This is a genomic window from Streptomyces sp. NPDC002835 (assembly GCF_053591995.1).
The window spans coordinates 192793-212151 of record NZ_JBSFUW010000007.1 but is presented as its reverse complement, the minus strand read 5'-3'; the positions used below and the strand labels follow the sequence as shown (position 1 = coordinate 212151).

Annotated in this window: 15 protein-coding genes; 10 read left to right on the top strand and 5 right to left on the bottom strand. The window is 73.3% G+C overall.

The features are described 5' to 3' along the window. The first annotated feature begins 77 nt into the window (after positions 1-77). The 9 genes from ACWD01_RS10590 to ACWD01_RS10550 all read left to right on the top strand — a co-directional run bounded on the left by ACWD01_RS10590 (position 78) and on the right by ACWD01_RS10550 (position 9911). A complete protein-coding gene (locus ACWD01_RS10590) occupies positions 78-1559 on the top strand; it encodes an NCS2 family permease (RefSeq protein WP_451160192.1) in 1482 nt (493 codons plus the stop codon). Positions 1560-1591: 32 nt separating this feature from the next. After that, positions 1592-2743: an XdhC family protein gene (locus tag ACWD01_RS10585; RefSeq protein ID WP_451160190.1), complete on the top strand. Its 1152-nt coding sequence runs from the start codon at positions 1592-1594 to the stop codon at positions 2741-2743. A gap of 87 nt (positions 2744-2830) precedes the next feature. Continuing rightward, positions 2831-3226, top strand: a complete 396-nt coding sequence (locus ACWD01_RS10580) for a TOBE domain-containing protein (protein WP_451160188.1) — start codon at positions 2831-2833, stop codon at positions 3224-3226. An 11-nt stretch (positions 3227-3237) separates the two neighbouring features. After that, complete coding sequence (gene modA, locus ACWD01_RS10575) at positions 3238-4011, top strand: molybdate ABC transporter substrate-binding protein (RefSeq protein WP_451160186.1); 774 nt, start codon at positions 3238-3240, stop codon at positions 4009-4011. A gap of 32 nt (positions 4012-4043) precedes the next feature. Beyond that, positions 4044-6017, top strand: a complete 1974-nt coding sequence (locus tag ACWD01_RS10570; RefSeq protein ID WP_451160184.1) for an ABC transporter permease — start codon at positions 4044-4046, stop codon at positions 6015-6017. A 144-nt stretch (positions 6018-6161) separates the two neighbouring features. Then, positions 6162-6788, top strand: a complete 627-nt coding sequence (locus ACWD01_RS10565; protein ID WP_451160182.1) for an RNA polymerase sigma factor — start codon at positions 6162-6164, stop codon at positions 6786-6788. Beyond that, on the top strand, positions 6785-7642 hold the full coding sequence (locus tag ACWD01_RS10560; RefSeq protein WP_451160180.1) for a hypothetical protein: 858 nt from the start codon (positions 6785-6787) through the stop codon (positions 7640-7642). The genes ACWD01_RS10565 and ACWD01_RS10560 overlap by 4 nt, the downstream gene beginning before the upstream one ends. A gap of 200 nt (positions 7643-7842) precedes the next feature. Then, a complete protein-coding gene (locus ACWD01_RS10555; protein WP_451160178.1) occupies positions 7843-8259 on the top strand; it encodes a hypothetical protein in 417 nt (138 codons plus the stop codon). Between the two features lie 113 nt (positions 8260-8372). After that, positions 8373-9911, top strand: a complete 1539-nt coding sequence (locus ACWD01_RS10550) for a pyridoxal phosphate-dependent aminotransferase (RefSeq protein WP_451160176.1) — start codon at positions 8373-8375, stop codon at positions 9909-9911. A 156-nt stretch (positions 9912-10067) separates the two neighbouring features. On the opposite strand, the gene ACWD01_RS10545 is transcribed toward ACWD01_RS10550, so the two are convergent. The 5 genes from ACWD01_RS10545 to ppk2 all read right to left on the bottom strand — a co-directional run bounded on the left by ACWD01_RS10545 (position 10068) and on the right by ppk2 (position 18092). After that, positions 10068-13328 (bottom strand): SAV_2336 N-terminal domain-related protein, encoded by a 3261-nt coding sequence (locus ACWD01_RS10545; RefSeq protein ID WP_451160174.1) that lies wholly within the window; start codon positions 13326-13328, stop codon positions 10068-10070. Positions 13329-13334: 6 nt separating this feature from the next. Continuing rightward, positions 13335-14372, bottom strand: coding sequence for an AAA family ATPase (locus tag ACWD01_RS10540; RefSeq protein ID WP_451160172.1), 1038 nt, complete (start codon positions 14370-14372; stop codon positions 13335-13337). Positions 14373-14424: 52 nt separating this feature from the next. Further along, entirely contained in the window at positions 14425-16623 is a 2199-nt protein-coding gene (locus ACWD01_RS10535; RefSeq protein ID WP_451160300.1) for a VMAP-C domain-containing protein, read from the bottom strand. 2 nt (positions 16624-16625) lie between these two features. Then, positions 16626-17018 carry a CU044_2847 family protein gene (locus ACWD01_RS10530; protein ID WP_451160170.1) on the bottom strand — a complete coding sequence of 131 codons (393 nt, stop codon included), beginning with the start codon at positions 17016-17018 and terminating at the stop codon, positions 16626-16628. A gap of 75 nt (positions 17019-17093) precedes the next feature. Beyond that, a complete protein-coding gene (ppk2, locus tag ACWD01_RS10525; protein WP_451160168.1) occupies positions 17094-18092 on the bottom strand; it encodes a polyphosphate kinase 2 in 999 nt (332 codons plus the stop codon). Positions 18093-18204: 112 nt separating this feature from the next. On the opposite strand from ppk2, the gene ACWD01_RS10520 reads away from it, so the two are divergent. Next, on the top strand, positions 18205-19335 hold the full coding sequence (locus tag ACWD01_RS10520) for a winged helix DNA-binding domain-containing protein (protein WP_451160166.1): 1131 nt from the start codon (positions 18205-18207) through the stop codon (positions 19333-19335). Positions 19336-19359 lie beyond the last annotated feature (24 nt).

Here is a 19359-nt window from a genome sequence, read left to right as displayed (position 1 = left end):
CAGCCCAGCAGATCCCAAATCCCGCCATCCCCAATCCTTTCGGCGGGTGCCCCTGTGAACCTTGGGAAGTAGGCACCATGACCCAGCAGTCCACTGAGCCGAGGACGACGGCGGAGGACGCAGGCGCCGGCCGGCGTCAGCCCGCCGGCCGCTCCTGGCTCGACCGGTATTTCCACATATCCAAGAGAGGCTCGACCGTCGGGCGGGAGGTGCGTGGCGGCATCACCACCTTCATGGCGATGGCGTACATCATCCTTCTCAACCCGGTGATCCTTTCGGTCCCCGACGCGGCCGGGAACAGGCTCGACGGTGATCAGCTGACCACCGCGACCGCGTTCGCCGCCGCCGCGACCACCATCGTGATGGGCCTCCTCGGCAATGTGCCGCTCGCCCTGGCCGCGGGACTCAGCGTCTCCGCCGTCCTGGCCTTCCAGGTCGCGCCCGAGATGACCTGGGAAAACGCGATGGGTATGTGCGTCATCTACGGCGCCGTGATCATCCTGCTCGTCGTCACCGGTCTCCGTGAACTGATCATGAACGCGATCCCACTGGCGCTGAAGCACGCCATCACCATGGGGATCGGCCTGTTCGTCTGTCTCATCGGCCTGGTCCAGGCCGGATTCGTGACCTCCATGCCCGGTGAGGGCGGCATCGCGGGCGCCAAGCCGATCCAGCTCGGCACCAGCGACATGCTGACCGGCTGGCCGGTGCTCTGCTTCGCCGTCACCGTGCTGCTGATCTTCATGCTCCAGGTCCGCAAGGTCCCCGGCGCGATCCTGATCGGCATCGTCGGCGGCACGCTCTTCGCCGCGGCCGTCCACCAGTTCGCCGGCCTCGACAAGGCGGCCTGGGGCGGACTGAACGCGCCCGAGATCACCGGCTCCATCGTCTCCAGCCCCGACTTCGGACTCTTCGGCGACGTCTCCTTCGACGGCATCGGCAGCGTCGGCGGCATCACCGTCGGAGTCATCGTCTTCACCCTGGTGCTGGCCGGCTTCTTCGACGCCATGGGCACCATCATCGGCATCGGCCAGCAGGCCGACCTGGCCGACGACAAGGGCAAGATGCCCGGCCTGAACAGGGCCCTCGCCATCGACGGCGCGGGCGGCGTGATGGGCGGTGTGGCCGGCGCCTCCGGCCAGACCGTCTTCGTCGAGTCGACCGCCGGCGTCGGCGACGGCGCCCGTACCGGCCTCGCCTCCGTCGTCACCGGCCTCGCGTTCACGCTGTGCCTGTTCTTCACCCCGCTCGCCCAGGTCATCCCGACCCAGGTCGCGGCCGCCGCGCTCGTCGTCATCGGCGCGATGATGATGAGCAACGCCAAGCACATCGACTGGAACGACTCGGCGACCTCCATCCCGGTCTTCCTGACCACCGTGCTGATGCCCTTCACCTACTCCATCACCGCCGGTATCGCGGCCGGAGTCATCACCCACGTGCTGATCAAGGCCGTCCAGGGCAAGGCACGCGAGGTGGGCTGGCTGATGTGGGTCCTGTCCGTCGTCTTCCTCGCCTACTTCGCGCTGCACCCGATCGAGGGCTGGCTCGGAGTCAAGTAACCCGCCCCGCACGACACCCGAAGGAGACCGACATGCTGGACATCGCCGAAGAGCTGAACCGGTGGGTCGAGCAGGGCCGCAGCTTCGCCGTCGCCACCGTGGTGGCCGTCGGCGGCAGCGCCCCGCGGCAGCCGGGCGCCGCGCTCGCCGTCGACGGCGACGGCACGGCGATCGGCTCGGTCTCCGGAGGGTGCGTGGAGGGAGCGGTCTACGAGCTGTGCCAACAGGCCCTCGAAGACCGCACCAGCGTCCTGGAGAGCTTCGGCTACAGCGACGAGGACGCCTTCGCCGTGGGCCTGACCTGCGGCGGCGTCATCGACGTCCTCGTCACCCCCGTCCACGCGGACGCCCCCGCCAGGGAGGTGTTCGCGGCCGCGCTGGCCACCGCCGCCCGCGGCGAGGCGGCGGCCGTCGCACGGATCACCGACGGGCCCGCCGACCTCGCGGGCCGCGCCCTGCTCGTACGGCCGGACGGCACGTACGAGGGCGGCCTCGGCGGCCACCCGGAGCTGGACCGCACCGCGGCGTCCGAGGCCGCGGCCATGCTGGACGCCGGACGCACCGGCACCGTCGTCATCGGCGCGGACGGCTCGCGCTGCGGCCGGCCGCTGACACTGCTGGTCGAGTCGAGCGTCCCCGCCCCGCGCATGATCGTCTTCGGCGCCGTCGACTTCGCCGCCGCGCTGGTCCGCGTCGGCAAGTTCCTCGGCTACCACGTCACCGTCTGCGACGCGCGACCCGTCTTCGCGACCGCGCACCGTTTCCCGGACGCCGACGAGGTCGTTGTCGAGTGGCCGCACCGCTATCTGGAGTCGACCGAGGTCGACGGCCGCACCGTGCTCTGCGTACTGACCCACGACGCCAAGTTCGACGTGCCGCTGCTGGAGCTCGCCCTGAAGCTGCCGGTCGCCTACGTCGGCGCGATGGGATCGCGCCGCACCCACGAGGACCGCAACCGGCGGCTGCGCGACACCGGCGTCACCGAACTCGAACTGGCCCGGCTGCGCTCGCCCATCGGCCTCGACCTCGGCGCCCGTACGCCGGAGGAGACGGCCCTGTCCATCGGCGCCGAGATCGTCGCGAACCGCCGCGGCGGCAGCGGGGTCTCCCTGACCGGCGCGCACACTCCGATCCACCACGACGGGCCGGACGCCCCGGCCGGCCGCATCGGGTCGGTCGCGTAGCGCATACGTGGGACCGCGCCGCATCTGCCATGGGTACGTGGCGGAAGTGGCTGTACCTGCGAGCTCAAGCGCCCTAGAGTGGCGCACATGCAGTCCTACACCATCGGCCAGGCGGCACGGCTGCTCGGCGTCAGCGCCGACACCGCGCGGCGCTGGGCCGACGCCGGGCGGGTCGCCACCCATCGCGACGACAGCGGACGGCGTCTCATCGACGGCCGCGACCTGGCCGCGTTCTCCGTCGAGGTCGCCCAGGGCGGCGTCGGCGAGGAAGACGACTCGTACACCTCCGCGCGCAACGCGTTCCCGGGCATCGTCACCGCCGTCAAGCTCGGCGACGTCGCGGCACAGGTGGAGATCCAGGCCGGCCCGCACCGGCTCGTCTCGCTGCTCACCCGCGAGGCCGTCGAGGAACTGGGGCTCGAGGTCGGTATGCGGGCCACCGCCCGCGTGAAGTCGACCAACGTGCACATCGACCGCGTCTGAGAGGCCGCCCCGTGCTCCCCACCCGTACCGGACGCCCGCGTGCCGCGGTCGCGGTCCTGGCCGCCTTGCTGCTCGCACCGCTCGCCGCCTGCGGCGGCGGTGACAGGGGAGGCGCGGACACCGCCCGGCTGACCGTGCTCGCCGCCTCCTCGCTCACCGACGTCTTCCAGACCGCCGGCGCCGCCTACGAGAAGTCGCACCCCGGCGCCGAGGTCACCTTCTCCTTCGCCGGCTCCCAGGAGCTGGCCGCCCAGGTCCGCCAGGGCGCCCCGGCCGACGCGCTCGTCACCGCCGACACGAAGACGATGCAGAGCCTCGCGGCAGAGACCGGCGAGGCGGCCGTCATCGCCAGGAACCGGCTGGTGATCGCCGTGGAGAAGGGCAACCCGCACCGGATCGGCTCGCTGGCCGACCTCGCGGACGGCAGGCTCAAGGTCGTCCTCGCCGCACCCCAGGTGCCCGTCGGCCGCTACAGCAGGCAGATCCTCGACGCCCGCGGCATCGACGTGCGGCCGGTCTCCCAGGAGCCCAACGTGCGGGCCGTGCTCAGCAAGGTGGAGTTGGGCGAGGCGGACGCCGGACTCGTCTACCGCACCGACGCCACCGCCGCCGCGGGCACCACCGACGCCGTCGACATCCCCGACGAACACAACGCTGTCGCCTCGTACCCGGCCGCACCCCTGAACGCAGCACAGGACCCCGACGCCGCCCAGGCGTTCGTCACGTGGCTCAGCGGCCCCGAGGCGCAGAAGATCCTGCGGGACGCCGGCTTCCAGCAGCCGTAGCCCCCGCGGCCGAAACAGCACAGGAACGCACCATGAAGCGTCCGCGCGACACGACCCGCCCCGCCCTCCGCTCCCCACGGGCTGCCGCGGCGGTCCACGGCACCCGTACGCCCGCCCTCCTCGCGGTCCCCGCGCTCCTCGCCGTCGCCTTCCTGCTGCTGCCCCTGGCCGGCATCCTCGGCCGGACCGCCTGGACGGACATCGGCGCCCATCTGACCAGCCCCGGCGTCACCGAGGCGCTGCGTCTCTCGCTGGTTGTCTCCTTCTGGGCGCTCGGCCTCTCCCTGCTGCTCGGCGTGCCCCTCGCCTGGGTGCTGGCCCGCGCCGACTTCCCCGGCAAGGCCCTCGTACGCTCCCTCGTCCTGCTGCCGATGGTGCTGCCGCCCACCGTCGGCGGCGTGGCACTGCTGCTCGGCTTCGGGCGACGCGGGCTCCTCGGGCCCTGGCTGGAGGACACCTTCGGCGTCACGCTGCCGTTCCACACCTCCGGCGCCGTCGTCGCCGCCACCTTCGTCGCCATGCCGTTCCTGGTCATCAGCCTCGAAGGCGCGCTCGCCGGCCTGCGCCCCGGCTACGAGGAGACGGCGGCCTCCCTCGGGGCCTCGCCCGTACGGGTCTTCTTCACCGTCACGATGCCGATGGTGCTGCCCGGCCTGATCGCCGGAGCGGCGCTCACCTGGGCCCGCGCACTCGGCGAGTTCGGCGCGACCATCACCTTCGCCGGCAATCTGCCGGGCACCACCCAGACACTGCCCCTCCAGGTGTATCTGCTGCTCCAGGAGGAACCGGAGGCGGCGACCTCCCTGTCGCTGCTGCTGCTCGCCGTCGCCATGGCGGTGCTGGTCGCCCTGCGCGGACGCTGGACGGGCGGCGCACCGGCCGCACGCCGGACGGCCCCCGTGGCGGAGGAGCCTCCGCGCCCCGTCCCGGCCCGTACGCGCCCGGAGGCCGCGCCGGTCGCCGCGGGCGGACGCTGGGCGCTGCACGCCGAGGTCACCGGCTTCGACGAACTCACCCTCGACGCCCCGCCGGGCACCACCATCGCGGTCGTCGGCCCCAACGGCGCCGGCAAGACGACCCTCCTGCGCGCCCTTCTCGGCCTCACCCCGCGCGCCCGCGCCGCCCTCACCCTCGGCGGCGTCGACGTGTCCGCCCTGCCGCCGCACCGCCGCGGGGTCGCCTGGGTCCCCCAGGACGGTGCGCTCTTCCCGCACCTGAGCGCGCTCGGGAACACCGCGTACGGGCTGCGGGCCCGGGGCGCGGGGCGCGCCGAGGCGCGGCGCGGCGCCCAGCGGTGGCTGGACCGGCTGGGCGTCGGCCATCTCGCCGCCCGCAGGCCGGCCCAGCTCTCCGGCGGCCAGGCCCAGCGCGTCGCACTCGCCCGGGCCCTGGCCGCCGGGCCGCGGCTGCTGCTCCTGGACGAACCGCTCGCGGCACTCGACCAGACCACCCGGGCGCAGGTGCGCCACACGCTACGCGGGCATCTCGACGGCTTCGGCGGCGTGTGCCTGATCGTCACCCACGACCCGGTCGAGGCCGTGTCGCTGGCCGACCGGGTGCTCGTCCTCGACGACGGCCGCGCCGTCCAGGACGCACCGCCCGCGGAGGTCACCCGCCATCCGCGCTCGCCGTGGGTCGCGCGGATGCTGGGCCGCAACGCCTGGCCCGGCACGGCGGCCGCCGGCGGCGTCGAACTGGCGGGCGGCGGACGGCTTGTCGTCGCCGACCCGCTGACACCCGGCGCCGAGGTCCTCGCGATCATCGCCCCGGAGGCCGTCTCCGTGCACCGGGAACGCCCCGGCGGCAGCCCCCGCAACGTCTGGCCCGGCACCGTACGCGAGATCACCGCCGTCGGCAGCCGGCTGCGCGTCCTGGTGACCTCCGCCGACGCGCCGGATCTCGTCGCGGAGATCACCCCGCAGGCGGCCGCCGAACTGGGCCTGGCGGAAGGCGTACCGGTGTGGACCGGGGTCAAGGCGACCGAGGTCACGGTCGTCGGTCTGTAGGGACATGATTCGTCAACACGGCTGCCTGGTAAGCCAGTTGGTGTCTGTATGTCAGCTGTGACATTTCCGAGAGTGATGACGCTGAATGGAGAGAGGGCATGAGCATGGCACGGACGCCCGTGCCGCCGGCGTGAAGAGGACCGGGTGGGCAAGGAGCGGGGCAGCCGGCGTACGGAGGCGTACGACCAAGAGCTCGGCGATGCGGTGGCGAGCGCGCAACAGGGCGACGAGGCCGCCTTCTCCACGGCCTACCGGATCGTCCACCCGCCGCTCCTCGGATATCTGCGCGGACTCGTGGGCGACGATGCGGAGGACGTCGCCTCCGACGCGTGGCTGGAAATAGCCCGCGACCTCGGGCGCTTCCGCGGTGACGGCGCCGGCTTCCGAGCCTGGACCGCGAGCATCGCGCGCAACCGGGCCGTCGACCATCTGCGCCGGGTCAGGAGCCGCCCGCGCGGCACGCTCCTCGAGAGCGATCTCGCCGGGCTGCCCGCCCGTCAGGACACGGCGGCCGAGGCCTTCGAGACCGTCTCCACCCGGCAGGCGCTGGCCCTCATCGCGCAACTGCCCCGCCAGCAGGCCGAGGCGGTGCTGCTGCAGACCGTCATCGGCCTCGACGGACCGGCCGCCGCACGGGTGTTGGGAAAGCGGCCGGGAGCGGTGCGCTCCGCCACGCACCGCGGGCTGAGGCGGCTGGAGAAGTGCCTGGCATCGCTCGCGTCCGAAGGTGTGACAGATTCGGACTCTCCTTCGCTGGGAGATGCGAGATGACCGAAAACCGATCCGGAGGCGCCGTGGGGCCCGGTGCCGAGCGGCGACCGCCGTCCGAGCCGCAGTCGCAGTCGCAGCCCGAGCCGCAGCCACGGCCCGGGCAGCGGCCGCCCACGCTCGACGAGGTGCTCGCCGCGGCCGCCCGCCCCGAGCCCCTCGCCCCGCGCGGCGCGGAGGACGCCGTGGCCGCCTTCCGTGCGGCCCGGGACGAGGGGGCCCTCGGCCTGCCCACCCGGCCGGACGACGACTGGCGTCCCGCGGAGCGGCGGACGCGCGCCCCGTGGATCAGGACCGGGCTCGGCACCTTCGCCGCGGGCGTCCTGCTCGGCGGCGTCGCGATGGCGTCGGGCGCGATACCCGCCCCGTTCGGCACCTCGCCCGCCGAGCGGCCCGGCCCGGCCGCCGGCACCTCCACCCCGTCCGGTGACCCGGATGCGACCGCCACCCCGACGCCGCAGGCCACCACCGGGTCCGCCGGCCTGCCCGCCACCACCCCGGACGCGGTTGGCCCGACCACCGCGGAGCACCGGGCGGCCCACTGCCGCGCGTACGAAGCGGCGCAGGCGACGGAGGCGGCTTCGGCGGCCAAGGGGGCGGGGAAGGGCCGGGCCCTGGACGGTGCCGTGCGTGAGCGCCTCGAAGCCGCGGCGGGCGGCCCGGACGCCGTCGAGGCGTACTGCGCACGGCTGTTGGAGGACGGACCGCCCGACCCCGGCCCCGACCCCGCGGAACAGCGCCCCACGTCGACGCCGGACAGGAGTAACACCGCGGCCGCCGTGCCGCCGGGCGCCGGCGCCGCCAGGGGCGGCCAGGGCGACAGGCGCGCCCCGGGGTACAAGCCGGCGCGGCAGTAAGCCTCCCCGGCAGGCGGCGAGGGCGAGTGCCGCGCGGCTGCCACGGTTGTACGGCAACCGTGGATTCCGCTTGTGACAACGGTCACCCGTTCGGTCCGTGACGCCACGGCCTCCGCTTCCGCTGGGAAGTGCGAGTCCAACGTCGTGGAGAGGCGGGTGCCGTGGAAGAGAGTGCCGCAGAACTGCCTGACGCAAGAGGCATGCAGAGCTACACCGCCGGGTTCGTCACCGAGATGAGCGAGCGCAGCAGACTGCCGCTCGACTACACCGTGACAAGCCTGAGACTGGTCGACCTCGTCATCGACGGACTCAGACGCAACAGACCGGGCCGCGGGGGCGTCGACCACTTCCTCCGGGGACTCGGCGCCTACACCGGCGAGGTGATGGTCAGACGCGCCGGGGCGAGGTGGGTGGACCTCGACGACGGGCAGCGGGAGCTGTTCGGCCAGCCCGTCGGGGTACGGATGCCGGACGGGCGGGTGTGGAATCCGCTCGGCAAGGTCGTCAAGCGGTTCGAGGAGGGTCCCGGCGAGTCGGTCGAGCGCTTCTACCTGCTGCTCCACGGCCGGCGGCCGCCGCGGAGGCACGGCGGGGCGATCCAGTGCGCGGCCTGCTGACGGGCCGCCCGGCCGGGGGGCCGCCGCCCTTGAACAACGGGCGGACGACGTCCGTACCTGTGGGCGGCCCGTGCGGATCCGCACGGGCCGCCAGCTCGCAGGGGAGGCACGTCTTGGCCGGCAGCGATGTCAGCAACGGCAGCAACGGGAGCAACGTCACCGCGCTCTTCCGCGCGTCCACCGCGCACAGCCCGTCGTACTTCACGCTGAACCGGGCGGGCGGCGGCGCCGCCGGCGAGATCGTCGACTTCTGCATCCCGTGCAATCCGTACTTCCCCACCCCCGCCATGTTCGACCGGCTCGGCAGCAGGCTCCGGGAGATCCTGACGTACTACCCGAGCGGCGCGGACACCATCAGCGCCGAGCTCTGCCGGCTGCTCGGCCTCAACCCGCAGACCGTGGCCATGGGCAACGGCTCCACCGAACTCATCACCTGGATCGACCACTTGCTGGTCCGCGAGTCGCTGGCCGTCCCCGTCCCCACCTTCGGCCGCTGGACCGACCAGCCGATGGAGACCGGCAAGCGGGTCGACATGCTGCTGCTCCCGGAAGCGCGCGGATTCGCCCTCGACCCGGCCTCCTATGTCCAGTTCGTACGGACCAGAGGCTCGCGCGTCGCGGTCGTCTGCAACCCCAACAACCCCGACGGCGGCCTGCTGCCCAAGCAGCAGGTCCTCTCGCTGCTCGACCAGTTCCAGGACCTGGACCTGGTCGTCGTCGACGAGTCCTTCCTCGACTTCGCCGACGAGGGGCAGGAGACCAGCGTCGCGGCCGAGGCGGTGCTGCGCACCAATGTGATCGTGCTGCGCAGCCTCGGCAAGAACTTCGGTCTGCACGGGGTGCGCTTCGGCTACCTCGTCGCCAACCCGGCCCTCGCCGGGAAGGTCCGGGCCGCGCTGCCGAAGTGGAACCTCAACTCCTTCGCCGAGACCGTGGTGTTCATGCTGCACGAGCACCGCCAGGAGTACGCGGACAGCCTGCGGCAAGTGGGCCGCGACCGCCAGGAGATGATCTGGCACCTCTCCCGGCTGCCCGGTCTCACGGTCTACCCGTCGCAGGGCAACTTCGTGTACGTACGCCTCCCGGAGGGGGCCGACGGCGCCGTCCTGCGCGACCGGCTGCTCGCCGAACACGGCGTCCTGGTACGCGAGTGCGGCAACAAGATCGGCAGCTCGAGCCGGTTCGTACGGTTCGTGGTCCGTCCCGAGCACGACGTGGCCCGCCTGGTCACCGCGATGGAACAGGTGCTGTACGGCGGCCCGGTCCGGTCGGCGCCGACGCCCGCGCCCGCGCCGGAACCGCCGAAGCCGATGCTGGCGCAGGTCCCGTCCCCGTCCCCGTCGCCGGCACCGTCCGCGTCCCGGTCCCAGCCGCAGCCCGCCGCGCAGCCCCACGCCCAGGCACCGCGGCCCGCCCCCATGCTCGCCCAGGTGCCGGCACAGAGCACCGCCCGCAGCACGGCCCAGCCGCAGCCGCTGCCCCGCGAGAACGCGCCGCTCGCCCTGGCCCACGAGCCCTCCGCCCAGCAGCCCCCGGCCGCCGGGGCCCTCGCACCGGCCCCGTCCGCCGGCCCCGGCCCCACCGCGGCGGCGATGTCCGCCGGCTACACCTCGGGGACGGCGGCGGTGGACCGTCTGATCGCCCAGGCGTAGCGCACCCGCGGGCCACCGCGGCACCGCCCGCGCAGTCCCGCGAGGACCCCCGCGTGAGCCGGCCGGCCGCGCGGAGTGGGAGGGCGATGCCGACCCAGCGCGAACCAGAAGTCTTCCGCGGCCCGGTCGACGTCTGGTGCGCGCTGGGTCGGCAAGTCAGCGCCGCCCGGCAGGCGGTGGCTGTTCGCTCGCTGGTCCGTGACCCGTACCGAAGCGGATCGGCGCGGGCGCGGTCGGGTGGACGAGCACGGCGCCGTCAGGCAGGACGTCGGCGTACCGGCCGGTCGACGCGGGTCTGGTGAGCAGATCCACCCGGGTGCGCACGTGCCGCATCAATTTCTGGTCGAGCCGGTTCGGGCCCGGGGCGTCGGCGAACAGCACCAGATGTATCCCCAGCCGTCCGCCCGACTCCGCCGCCCGTGTCAGCGTGGTCCGCAGCTCCGGCGACAGCCGCAGGATCCGGTCGACCTCGTCCATGGCCACGATCAGACGCGGCAGGTGCGGCACATTCGGATTCCGCCGGGCCGCCGCCTCGAGCGACCCGATGTCGCGATGGGCGGTGGCACTCTCGAGCCGTCTGCGGCGGTGCATAACCTCGCTATTGATCTTCTCGGCGAGGGCCAGAGGCCGCATCGGGTTCTCCGCCAGCCCGAGAAAGGCATTGCCGCCCAGCCGTACGCCGAACTGCGCCAGTCCGCCGACACCGCCGGCGTCGGCGAGGACGAGCTCCACATCGTCCTGGCCGGCCCGCGTGAGCTGCTCCACCACCCGGTGCAGAAGGTCCCTGCGTACGCTTGCCGGGCGGCCCTGGCACAGCAGATGCGGCCCCTGGCCGCCGCGCTCGGCGCTCTCCAGATCGAGCTGGACCGGAGCCCAGTCGTCATCGAGCCCGAGGGTCACCGTCAACCGGCGCTTCCACGGCTCCCGCTCGTGGGACAACGCGTTGAACGTGGCCAGCAGCTGCTGCGCGGTCGGCCGGTGGGCCGGGTCGGGCGCCAGGCAGGCGCGCAGCGCGTCGGCGATCCCGGCACTCACCGGCAGTACCAGCTCCTCGGGGGAGCCCGGCTCCGCGTCGACGCCCGCCGTGGCGTCGACGAGGATACGGCCCAGGGCGTACACGTCTCCGGCCGGCGTCGGCTCCGCCTCGGTGGCAGACAGTTCCGGGGCCCGGTAGCGGGGATCCTTCCGGTGCCGGCCGCCGTACCGGCTGGCATCACCGTCCACCGTCGCGGTCGTCCAGCCGGAGATCTGCACCTCACGGCCGGCGATCAGCACGGTGTGAGCTGTCAGCGCACCGTGCACCAGCCCCTTGCGGTGCGCCCTGGCCAGGCCGTTCGCGCACTGGCGGGCGACCGTCAGAAGCCCGTCCTCGTACAGCTCCCCGTGCCGCTCGACGAAGGACGACAGGTCCGGCGCTGTCTCCGTCCGGCCGTCGAGTGCACACTCGGCCACGAGCCACGGGCGGTCGCAGCCGGTGTCCCAGGCCAGCGGACGCGGGGCGTACACGCCGTCCATCCGCTTCAGCGCGGTGACCTCCGTGGCCACCAGCTCGCGTCCGTACGGTACTTCCGGGCGGCGCAGTATGAGGATGCGGCCCTCGCCGTCGTGCGCCAGGAACAGTCCCGTCCGCGACCAGCCGGGCAGGTGCTCGGCGAACACCTCGTAAGGCGGGGCACCGGGGCCGTCGAACCGGGGGTCCGTCGCTGGCATGCGCTGCCATCCCGTGGCGTCCGAGCGCAACTCGAACCCGGCTGGCAGCGCCCGCCACTCCTCGGTGCCGGATGCCGGCGGGTCCGGTTCCGCGCTGTCCGGCGGGGCGACCCCAAGCCTGCGCATGACCGTCTCGTCCACCCAGCCGAACGGCCGGCGGTCGTTGCCCGGCACTCGCTCCGGGCCCTGGGCATGGGGCAGCCAGGCCGGAAAACCGGCCGGCGACCCTGCCAGTTCGGTGAGCTGTGTCGTCACCGCCCGTGTGGTGCGCATCAGCTCCGCCGGCGCAACGGTGCCCAGCAGCACCGACCGGGTCTCCTCCGTGAAGTCGAACGTCCGCTGGTGCGGCAGGCTGTCGGAGCTGTCGACGCCGTGCATCAGCCCGCCGAGAAAGACCTCGGCCAGGTGCGAGGTGTCGGCAGGCGGACTCACGGCATGCTGTACCAGCCGCATCACCGGCACCGGCAGCGGCGCCACCGCGGCCAGATGAGCCGCCAGCCGGTACGCGTCCGGGGAAGCCGCTTCGCGGAACCGCAGCACGGCCTCCTCCGCGCCGGTGCCGTCGCGGAAGGCCGCGGACCGCTCGGCGCCGAGGGCCTCCGTCCCCGCCGCGGTGAGCAGCGGCAGCACCGCGCTGCCGCCCGCGGAGCCGACGAGCCGGGCCCAGGCACCCAGTTGACCGGGGTCGGTGCCCAGTACCGGCACGGGTACGCCGTCGAACGGCGCCAGTTCCGGCGGCAGCACCGGATCCTCGATGTGCCAGGACAGGTTGGCCGCGCCCCGGCGCCGGGTGGTGACCCGCCAGGGCTCCGCGCCGATGCCGGAGCCGGCCCGCAGCTCTCGCGGCAGGACGTGAACCAAAGCCGTCGGGCCGGTGGCGGCGGCGCGGAGCAGGGCGGCGTGCATTCTGCCGGTGCGCCACGCCCGGCCCACGCCGTCGCTGACGACGAGCACCAGGGTAGTGCCCGACGGGTCGAGCACCGTCGACATCGGCAAGGTGGCATCGCGGGTGCAGAACGGGCGGTGGCTCAGCAGCGGACCGTCCTCGCCGCGGCTGTCCAGGCCGTGCACCCGCACATGGCGGAAGGCGCCGCTGCGTTCCATCAGCGCCCTGATCTCGCCTGCGAGCCGTTGCCACAGCAGCATCGAGACACCGTCGTCGACGAGGACCGCCAGGTCGAGCCACCGGGTCCGGGCGGGGCGCACCACAGCCTCCGGCAGGCCCGTCTCGGCCATCGCCGTGACCGTCGCCTCGATGTCGAGTTCCGTCCGCAGCGCGTCCGAACGCCATTGTTTGAGGGGCCGCAGGGCCCGGCCGAGGCGCAGTTCGGCGCCGCCCAGCGCCTTCATCCCCGGTGCGCGCACCGGAATGGCGGGCCGGTCGGAGCTGGTGGCCCGCGGCTTCGACGTAGCCGGGGCCGCGTGCAGGGACTCCCGTGGTGCGGGCGGACGCGCGGACCCGGCCGGTTCCTCGGCCGGGCCGGACTCGTTGCACGGGTCGCGCGGATGTGCCACATCCCCGGCGGGGATGCCGATGTCCGGTCCACCGGACGGCGACGCCGAAGGCACGGCGCCGGCCGCCGGTCTCGACAGTGCGGTGGCCGCCGCCGGCGGCAGCCGGGCGGCCAGCCACAGGACGTCGAGCAGCTCCTCGGCGGAGAGTTCCTCGTCGTCTCCGGACAGCGCGTTGCGGACCTGCTCCAGCACCGTCGGCTACACCGTCCTGCCGAGACGGTGCAGCACCGCGTCGAGCAGGCCCTCCGCGTCGAGATCGACCCCGCCGCGGCGCAGGAACACGGCGTTGAGCAGCTGATCGGTGGCGAGTTCGCCCCTGGCCCGGCGGGCCAGGAACGCGCGCATCAGCTCAGCCGAGCCCTCCATGTCCTCGATGCCGCCGTCGGCGCCGGTCCCTTCGGGATCCAGATGCGCCGAGACGATGGCGCGCAGCCGGTCCTCGTCCGGTTCCGGCAGGTCCAGTCTCACGCACCGGCGCAAGAAGGCCGGTGGGAAGTCGCGTTCGCCGTTGCTGGTGATCACGACGACCGGGAACTCGGAGCAGCGCACGCGGCCCCGTTCCACGTCCGTCCAGGTGTCGGGGTCGGCGGTCATCACACGTACAGAGGCCTGGTCCTCGGGAAGCCGGGCCAGTTCAGGGATCTCGAACTCGCCCTCCTCGAAGACGTTGAGCAGGTCGTTCGGCAGGTCGACGTCGCCTTTGTCGAGCTCGTCGACGAGCAGCACCCGGGGGACGGTGGACGGCACGAGCGCCGTGCCGAGCGGGCCGAGGCGCACGTACGAGCCGATGCCCGGCTCCTCCTCCGCGGCGCGGTGCCCGGCCTGCGGGTCGCGACGCATGTTCGTCTCACGCAGCCGGCCGATGGCGTCGTAGCGGTAGAGGGCTTCCTGCAGGTTGGTGCGGCTGTTGACCGGCCAGTGCAGGACACGGCCCAGGGACAGCTCGTGGGCGAGGGCGTGTGCGAGGGACGACTTGCCGGTTCCGGGGTGTCCCGTCACCAACAGGGGCCGCCGCAGGAGCAGCGCGGCGTTGACGACGTCAGCCTCCGCCGGACCGATCAGATACGGCCGCGCGCGCCGGGGGCCGTCCGCACCGGCGCCGTCGAAGCGGCGCCAGGGCGGCGCCGTCGGGAAGGTGATGCTGCGGGCCCGGCCGTCGCCACGGAACAGCCGCCAGTCGTCGCCCTCCCCGCCGTCGCCCGCGTCGGGCTGCGCCTGGTGTCCATGGGCCGTCATCGGTGGTCCGCTCCTTGCTCGTGGGGTCGTCCTCGGTGGTGCGGCACCCTCGTCAGGGGTCCGCGAGTTCCAGCGGGCCCGGCAGCGCCAGCTCGCCGTCGTCCCACACCAGTGCGGGCCTGGCAGGCGATGCCTGTGCGGAACCGAAGACGGCCGCGCGGAAATCCTGGAGCCGCTGCGGCAGTCTGTGCAGCGGTCCGGTGGGGTCGATGGCGCCCAGTCGGCCCGCGTCCTCGAAGGACTCGGCGGCGCGGTCCCACAGCACGACCGGGACGCCCATGGCCAGGCAGACGGCGAGCAGTGGATCACGCTGCCGCGGCGGACCGTGCAGCACGACCCGCGCGATGTTCCGGTACGGCGTCTTCAGCTGCTCGAACAGCTGCCTGGCGGTGATCGATGGCTGGTCGACGACGAGGGCGCCGGGGTCTTCGGCGGCCCAGCGCCGGCGCATCTCGCCCTCCCCGTCGCGGGTGCGCCGGCGCATGTCCGGACAGCGCAGCGCCACCTGGTAGCGGGTGCCCAACGGCAGCCGCAGCTCACCGAGTTCCGGCAGCTCGGGGAAGGCATCGCCGAACTCGTCGCCGGTGTCCCAGGCATCGACGGGGATCTGCAGGCCGTCGCGTCCGACGACGACGTCGACCCGAGTCGCCGGGTCGTCTCCCGCGTCCGGGCAGTCGCCCGCCGTGTCGCGTATGAGCCGGCCGATGTCCTCCGGTGACAGCGGCCCGTTCGGCGTGGCCACCGGTGTGGTCGAACCGTCCCCGCGGATCAGCCGGATCGCGCAGCGGTAGTGTCCCGGGGCGTCCGGTCCGGCCTCCGACAGCCGGGTGACGATCCGGGCGACCGGTGACGGCCGGTGCGATGCCCAGGCCGCCGCATCGGCTCGCCGCTCCGCGAGGGCGGCGCGGGGGATGCCCAGCCGGCCGGCCACCCGGTCGCACCAGTTGTGCAGCGCTGTTGAGCAGTCGGCTCCGGCTGCCGCCGCCACGAACGCCGCCAGCCTCAGCAGGGCAGGCACGGGGGAGGAACCGGCGTCCGGGGCGGGGCCGTCGGGACAGTCCTCCAGGCTCAGCACAACCCCGTCGATCTCCGCCTCCGGGAGCCGGGCGGCGCACGCCAGTGGACCGGGCAACGTCAAGAACCGCAGTGCCTCCCGGGCGGCGCGGGGAATCAGCGCGGGGTCGGCCGCGGTGACCTTACGGAGGGCGGCCAGCAGTTGCTGGTGCTCGTCGACGGACAGTAACCGGACGTTCTCCTGCACGCGGCCGAGGGCCAGCAGGCCGTTCAGCGCTTGCCGGCCCCCGGGGTGTTCGCGGACCGTGGGGGCGAGCGACTCGGAGAGCGTGGCCATCGCCCGGTCCTCGGTCAGCAGCAGTGTCGCCAGTTCGTCCAGCGCGGGAGCCGACGGGGCGTCGTCAGGCGGGGGCGCGCAGCCGATGCCGGCGGCGAGGACACGGCAGTGGTCGGCGCGCCTGACCGGGTCGTCCAGCAGCGCTCGCAGTGCGGGGACGAGCAACCGCGATGTGCCGGACGCCTTCTGAGGGCTGTCCCGGCCCGGTGAGACGACCGCACATTCGCCGAGTATGTCGCCCGCCCCGGCGCGCGCCAGCTCGTCCCGTACGGACTGCCACGGCAGCACCCAACCGCGGCGGACCGTCGACTGGGACCCCAGCGGCGACCGGTCCGGCATCACCTGGGCGACGACGAGTCCGGCGACCGTCGAGTCGGACGCGACCCACAGCGGCCCACCGCTGTATCCCGGCCCGATGGCGGCGCCTTCCAGACGCCCGTCCACGTAGCAGTGGCCGTCGTCCGCGAGGCCGACCACGACGTCGGCGTAGGTGATGGACTCACCGCCGCCGTGCCAGGCACGCAGTTCCAGCCCCTCAGCCATCTCTCGCCACACCACGGGTCTGGTCCAGTCGGGGGCGGGCTCGTCCAGCTCCAGGACGGCCAGGTCGCCGTCCCACACGATCGCCGAGCTTCGCCGCTGAGGGGGCAGCCACAGCGCCAGCCGGGCCGTACCGCGTCCGGTCGTGCCCGAGCCGTGGAAGGCGATGTCGAGCGCACGATCCGGCTTCGGCCGATCGGTGCTGAACAGGTCGCGCCCGAGCGCGTCGTTGACGACATGGGCGCATGTCAGCACGCGATGCGGGGACAGCAGCGCGGCGGCGCCGGCGGCCCCGACGCCGTCGTCGCGGAGCAGCGCGGTGCGTGAGCCCGGCGACGTTCGTCGGCGGAACCAGCCCATCGTCACCGCGCGGCGGGTCCGGTGGTGCCCTGCTGCCAGGTCGCACTCACGGTCATGGTCGCCTTGCCGTTCGTTCCGACAATGCCCAACTTGAGATCCTGGCCGATTTGGATGCCGAATTCGACCTTGAGCTCCTGGGGCGGGTTGCCGGTGCCCGTCACGGCACCGTGCACTTCCTCGAGGAGTACTCCGAGCGGCCGGAGCGTGGTCCGCAGGGCGTCCGTCGCGAGCGCGGCGGCCCGTCCTCCGCGCGCCACCGGTGTGGTGCTGCCGAATCCCTCGGGAAGATCCGGCGCCTCCGGCGTTCCGCCGGGGGCCGGGGCGGGCTCACCGGCGTCGGCCAGTTCCACGCGTAATGCGGCGCCGGCCAAGTCGAGTTCAAGGTACTCAGGCATATCCGCATTCTGCCCGACCAGGGGCCCGCGCCGGGCCGGAAGCCGCAACTCGCACACCGCTGCCGGGCGGGACGTTTAGCCTTCCCCTCCGCTCCTGCTGCCGCGCTCGCCGTGCGGATGGGCACCGGGCCCCTCCGCACGGCCGGCGAGCGGGGTCGGGGACAGGGAGGCGTTCTCCTCGCCCGGCTCCAGGAGCGTGTCGGCCGCCCCGACGATCAGCGGGTCGGGCCGTCCGACGGCCCCCGGGTCCTTGCTGCCGTAGTCCACACGCCACAGCAGACTGCGCATGGCCTCCAGGCGGCCACGGCGCTTGTCGTTGCTCTTGACCACCGTCCACGGGGCGTGCGCGGTGTCCGTGGCACGGAACATGTCCACCTTGGCGGCGGTGTAGTCGTCCCACAGGTCCAGCGACGCCACGTCCGTGGGCGACAGTTTCCACTGGCGCACCGGATCGACCTGCCGGATGGCGAAGCGGGTGCGTTGCTCCGTCCGCGAGACGGAGAACCAGAACTTGACCAGGATGACCCCGTCCTCGATCAGCATCCGCTCGAACTGCGGGCACTGGTGCAGGAACAGGTCGTACTGTGCCTTGGTGCAGAACCCCATGACCCGCTCCACACCGGCCCGGTTGTACCAGGAACGGTCGAAGAACACGATCTCGCCCGCCGACGGCAGATGGGCCACGTAACGCTGGAAGTACCACTGCGTCGCCTCGCGTTCCGTCGGCTTCTCCAGGGCCACCACACGCGCGCCACGAGGATTCAGCCGCTCCGTGAAACGCTGGATCGTGCCGCCCTTCCCCGCCGCGTCGCGTCCCTCGCAGATCACGATGAGCCGCTGACCGGTGTCCTTGACCCAGCGCTGGAGCTTCAGCATCTCGATCTGCAGCACGCGCTTCTGCCGCTCGTACTCGGCCCTGGGGACCTTGCGTTCGTACGGGTAGTTCTGCCGCCAGGTCTTGATCGGGCGGCCGTCCTCGTCCAGGAGCACCGGGTGCTCCGGCCGGCGCGCGTCCACGGTCATTCCGTCGAGCAGCTTCTGTCCGTCCGCGGCCCGCTCCGTTGCGTCGTCCATCCCTGTCACCTGCCCGCCGTCCGCTGCCGGTCACCTGTCCATCATGATCCCACCCGGCCTCCGGTGCCTGTTGCGGACAGAAACTGTCCGCAAGGCTGGGTAGCGTTCCGGCATGGCCTCGAAGACCACGACACATCCCGTTCTCGGCACCCGTGCACTGAACCGGGCGACCCTCGCGCGGCAGCTTTTGCTGCGGCGCGTGCCCCGGGCGGAAATGACCGTCGAGGACGCGGTCGAGCACCTGCTCGGGCTGCAGGCGCAGAACGTGAAGCCGCCCTACTACGCGCTCGCCGCGCGCCTGGCGGACTTCCGGCCCGAGGAACTCGCCGCGCTGATGGAGTCCCGGGCGGTCGGGCGCCTCGTGACCATGCGGTCCACCATCCACACCCACACCGCCGACGACTGCATGCGGCTGCGGCCTCTGGTCCAGGCCGCGCGGGACCGGGAGCTGACGCAGTTCCGGCACGGGCTGTCCGGGGTGGACCTCCGGCGGCTGGCCGAGGTCGCGCGGGAGCTCGTCGAGGACGAGCCGCGGACCATGAAGGAACTGCGGGAGGCGCTTGCCGGGCACTGGCCGGACGCCGACCCCTTCTCGCTGTCCGTGGCCGCCCGGTGCTCGCTGCCGCTGGTGCAGGTCACGCCACGCGGCGTGTGGGGGAGGAGCGGCCAGGTCCGGCTCACCACGGCGGAGGCCTGGTTCGGGCGCCCCGCCGAGCCCGCCCCGGCGCCCGACGGCACCGTACGGCGCTACCTCGCGGCCTTCGGCCCCGCCTCGGTCAAGGACTTCCAGACCTGGTCCGGGCTGACCCGTATGCGCGAGGTGTTCGAACGGCTGCGGCCGGAGCTGGCCGTGTTCCGGGACGAGCGGGGCGTCGAACTCTTCGACCTCCCGGACGCGCCACGCCCCGACGCGGACGTTCCGGCACCGGCGCGGCTGCTGCCCGAGTTCGACAACCTGCTGCTCTCGCACGCGGACCGCAGCCGGGTGGTGGCCGTGGAGCACAGGACGCTCACCTGGAAGGGCAACCAGGCGTACCGCACGTTCCTCGTGGACGGGTTCCTCGCCGGGATCTGGCGCGTCGAGGAGCATGCGCAGACGGCGACGCTGACATTGGAGCCGTTCGGCCCGCTCACGCGGGGGCGGCGGGCGGAACTGGCTCAGGAGGCGGAGCGGACGCTCGCGCGCATGCTGCCGGAACTGACACCGGAGGTCCGCTTCGGCGCGGTCCGCGACGCGGCGTAGCCGCGGGCGGCTGCGCGGGGCCGC

Bases quoted from the DNA above. Each gene is read 5' to 3' on its own strand.
- ACWD01_RS10540 (WP_451160172.1), bottom strand. From the start codon at position 14,372: ATGACGGCCCATGGACACCAGGCGCAGCCCGACGCGGGCGACGGCGGG.
- ACWD01_RS10520 (WP_451160166.1), top strand. From the start codon at position 18,205: ATGGCCTCGAAGACCACGACACATCCCGTTCTCGGCACCCGTGCACTG.
- ACWD01_RS10555 (WP_451160178.1), top strand. From the start codon at position 7,843: ATGCAGAGCTACACCGCCGGGTTCGTCACCGAGATGAGCGAGCGCAGC.
- ACWD01_RS10530 (WP_451160170.1), bottom strand. From the start codon at position 17,018: ATGCCTGAGTACCTTGAACTCGACTTGGCCGGCGCCGCATTACGCGTG.
- ACWD01_RS10585 (WP_451160190.1), top strand. From the start codon at position 1,592: ATGCTGGACATCGCCGAAGAGCTGAACCGGTGGGTCGAGCAGGGCCGC.
- ACWD01_RS10590 (WP_451160192.1), top strand. From the start codon at position 78: ATGACCCAGCAGTCCACTGAGCCGAGGACGACGGCGGAGGACGCAGGC.
- ACWD01_RS10570 (WP_451160184.1), top strand. From the start codon at position 4,044: ATGAAGCGTCCGCGCGACACGACCCGCCCCGCCCTCCGCTCCCCACGG.
- ppk2 (WP_451160168.1), bottom strand. From the start codon at position 18,092: ATGGACGACGCAACGGAGCGGGCCGCGGACGGACAGAAGCTGCTCGAC.
- ACWD01_RS10560 (WP_451160180.1), top strand. From the start codon at position 6,785: ATGACCGAAAACCGATCCGGAGGCGCCGTGGGGCCCGGTGCCGAGCGG.
- ACWD01_RS10580 (WP_451160188.1), top strand. From the start codon at position 2,831: ATGCAGTCCTACACCATCGGCCAGGCGGCACGGCTGCTCGGCGTCAGC.
- ACWD01_RS10535 (WP_451160300.1), bottom strand. From the start codon at position 16,623: ATGGGCTGGTTCCGCCGACGAACGTCGCCGGGCTCACGCACCGCGCTG.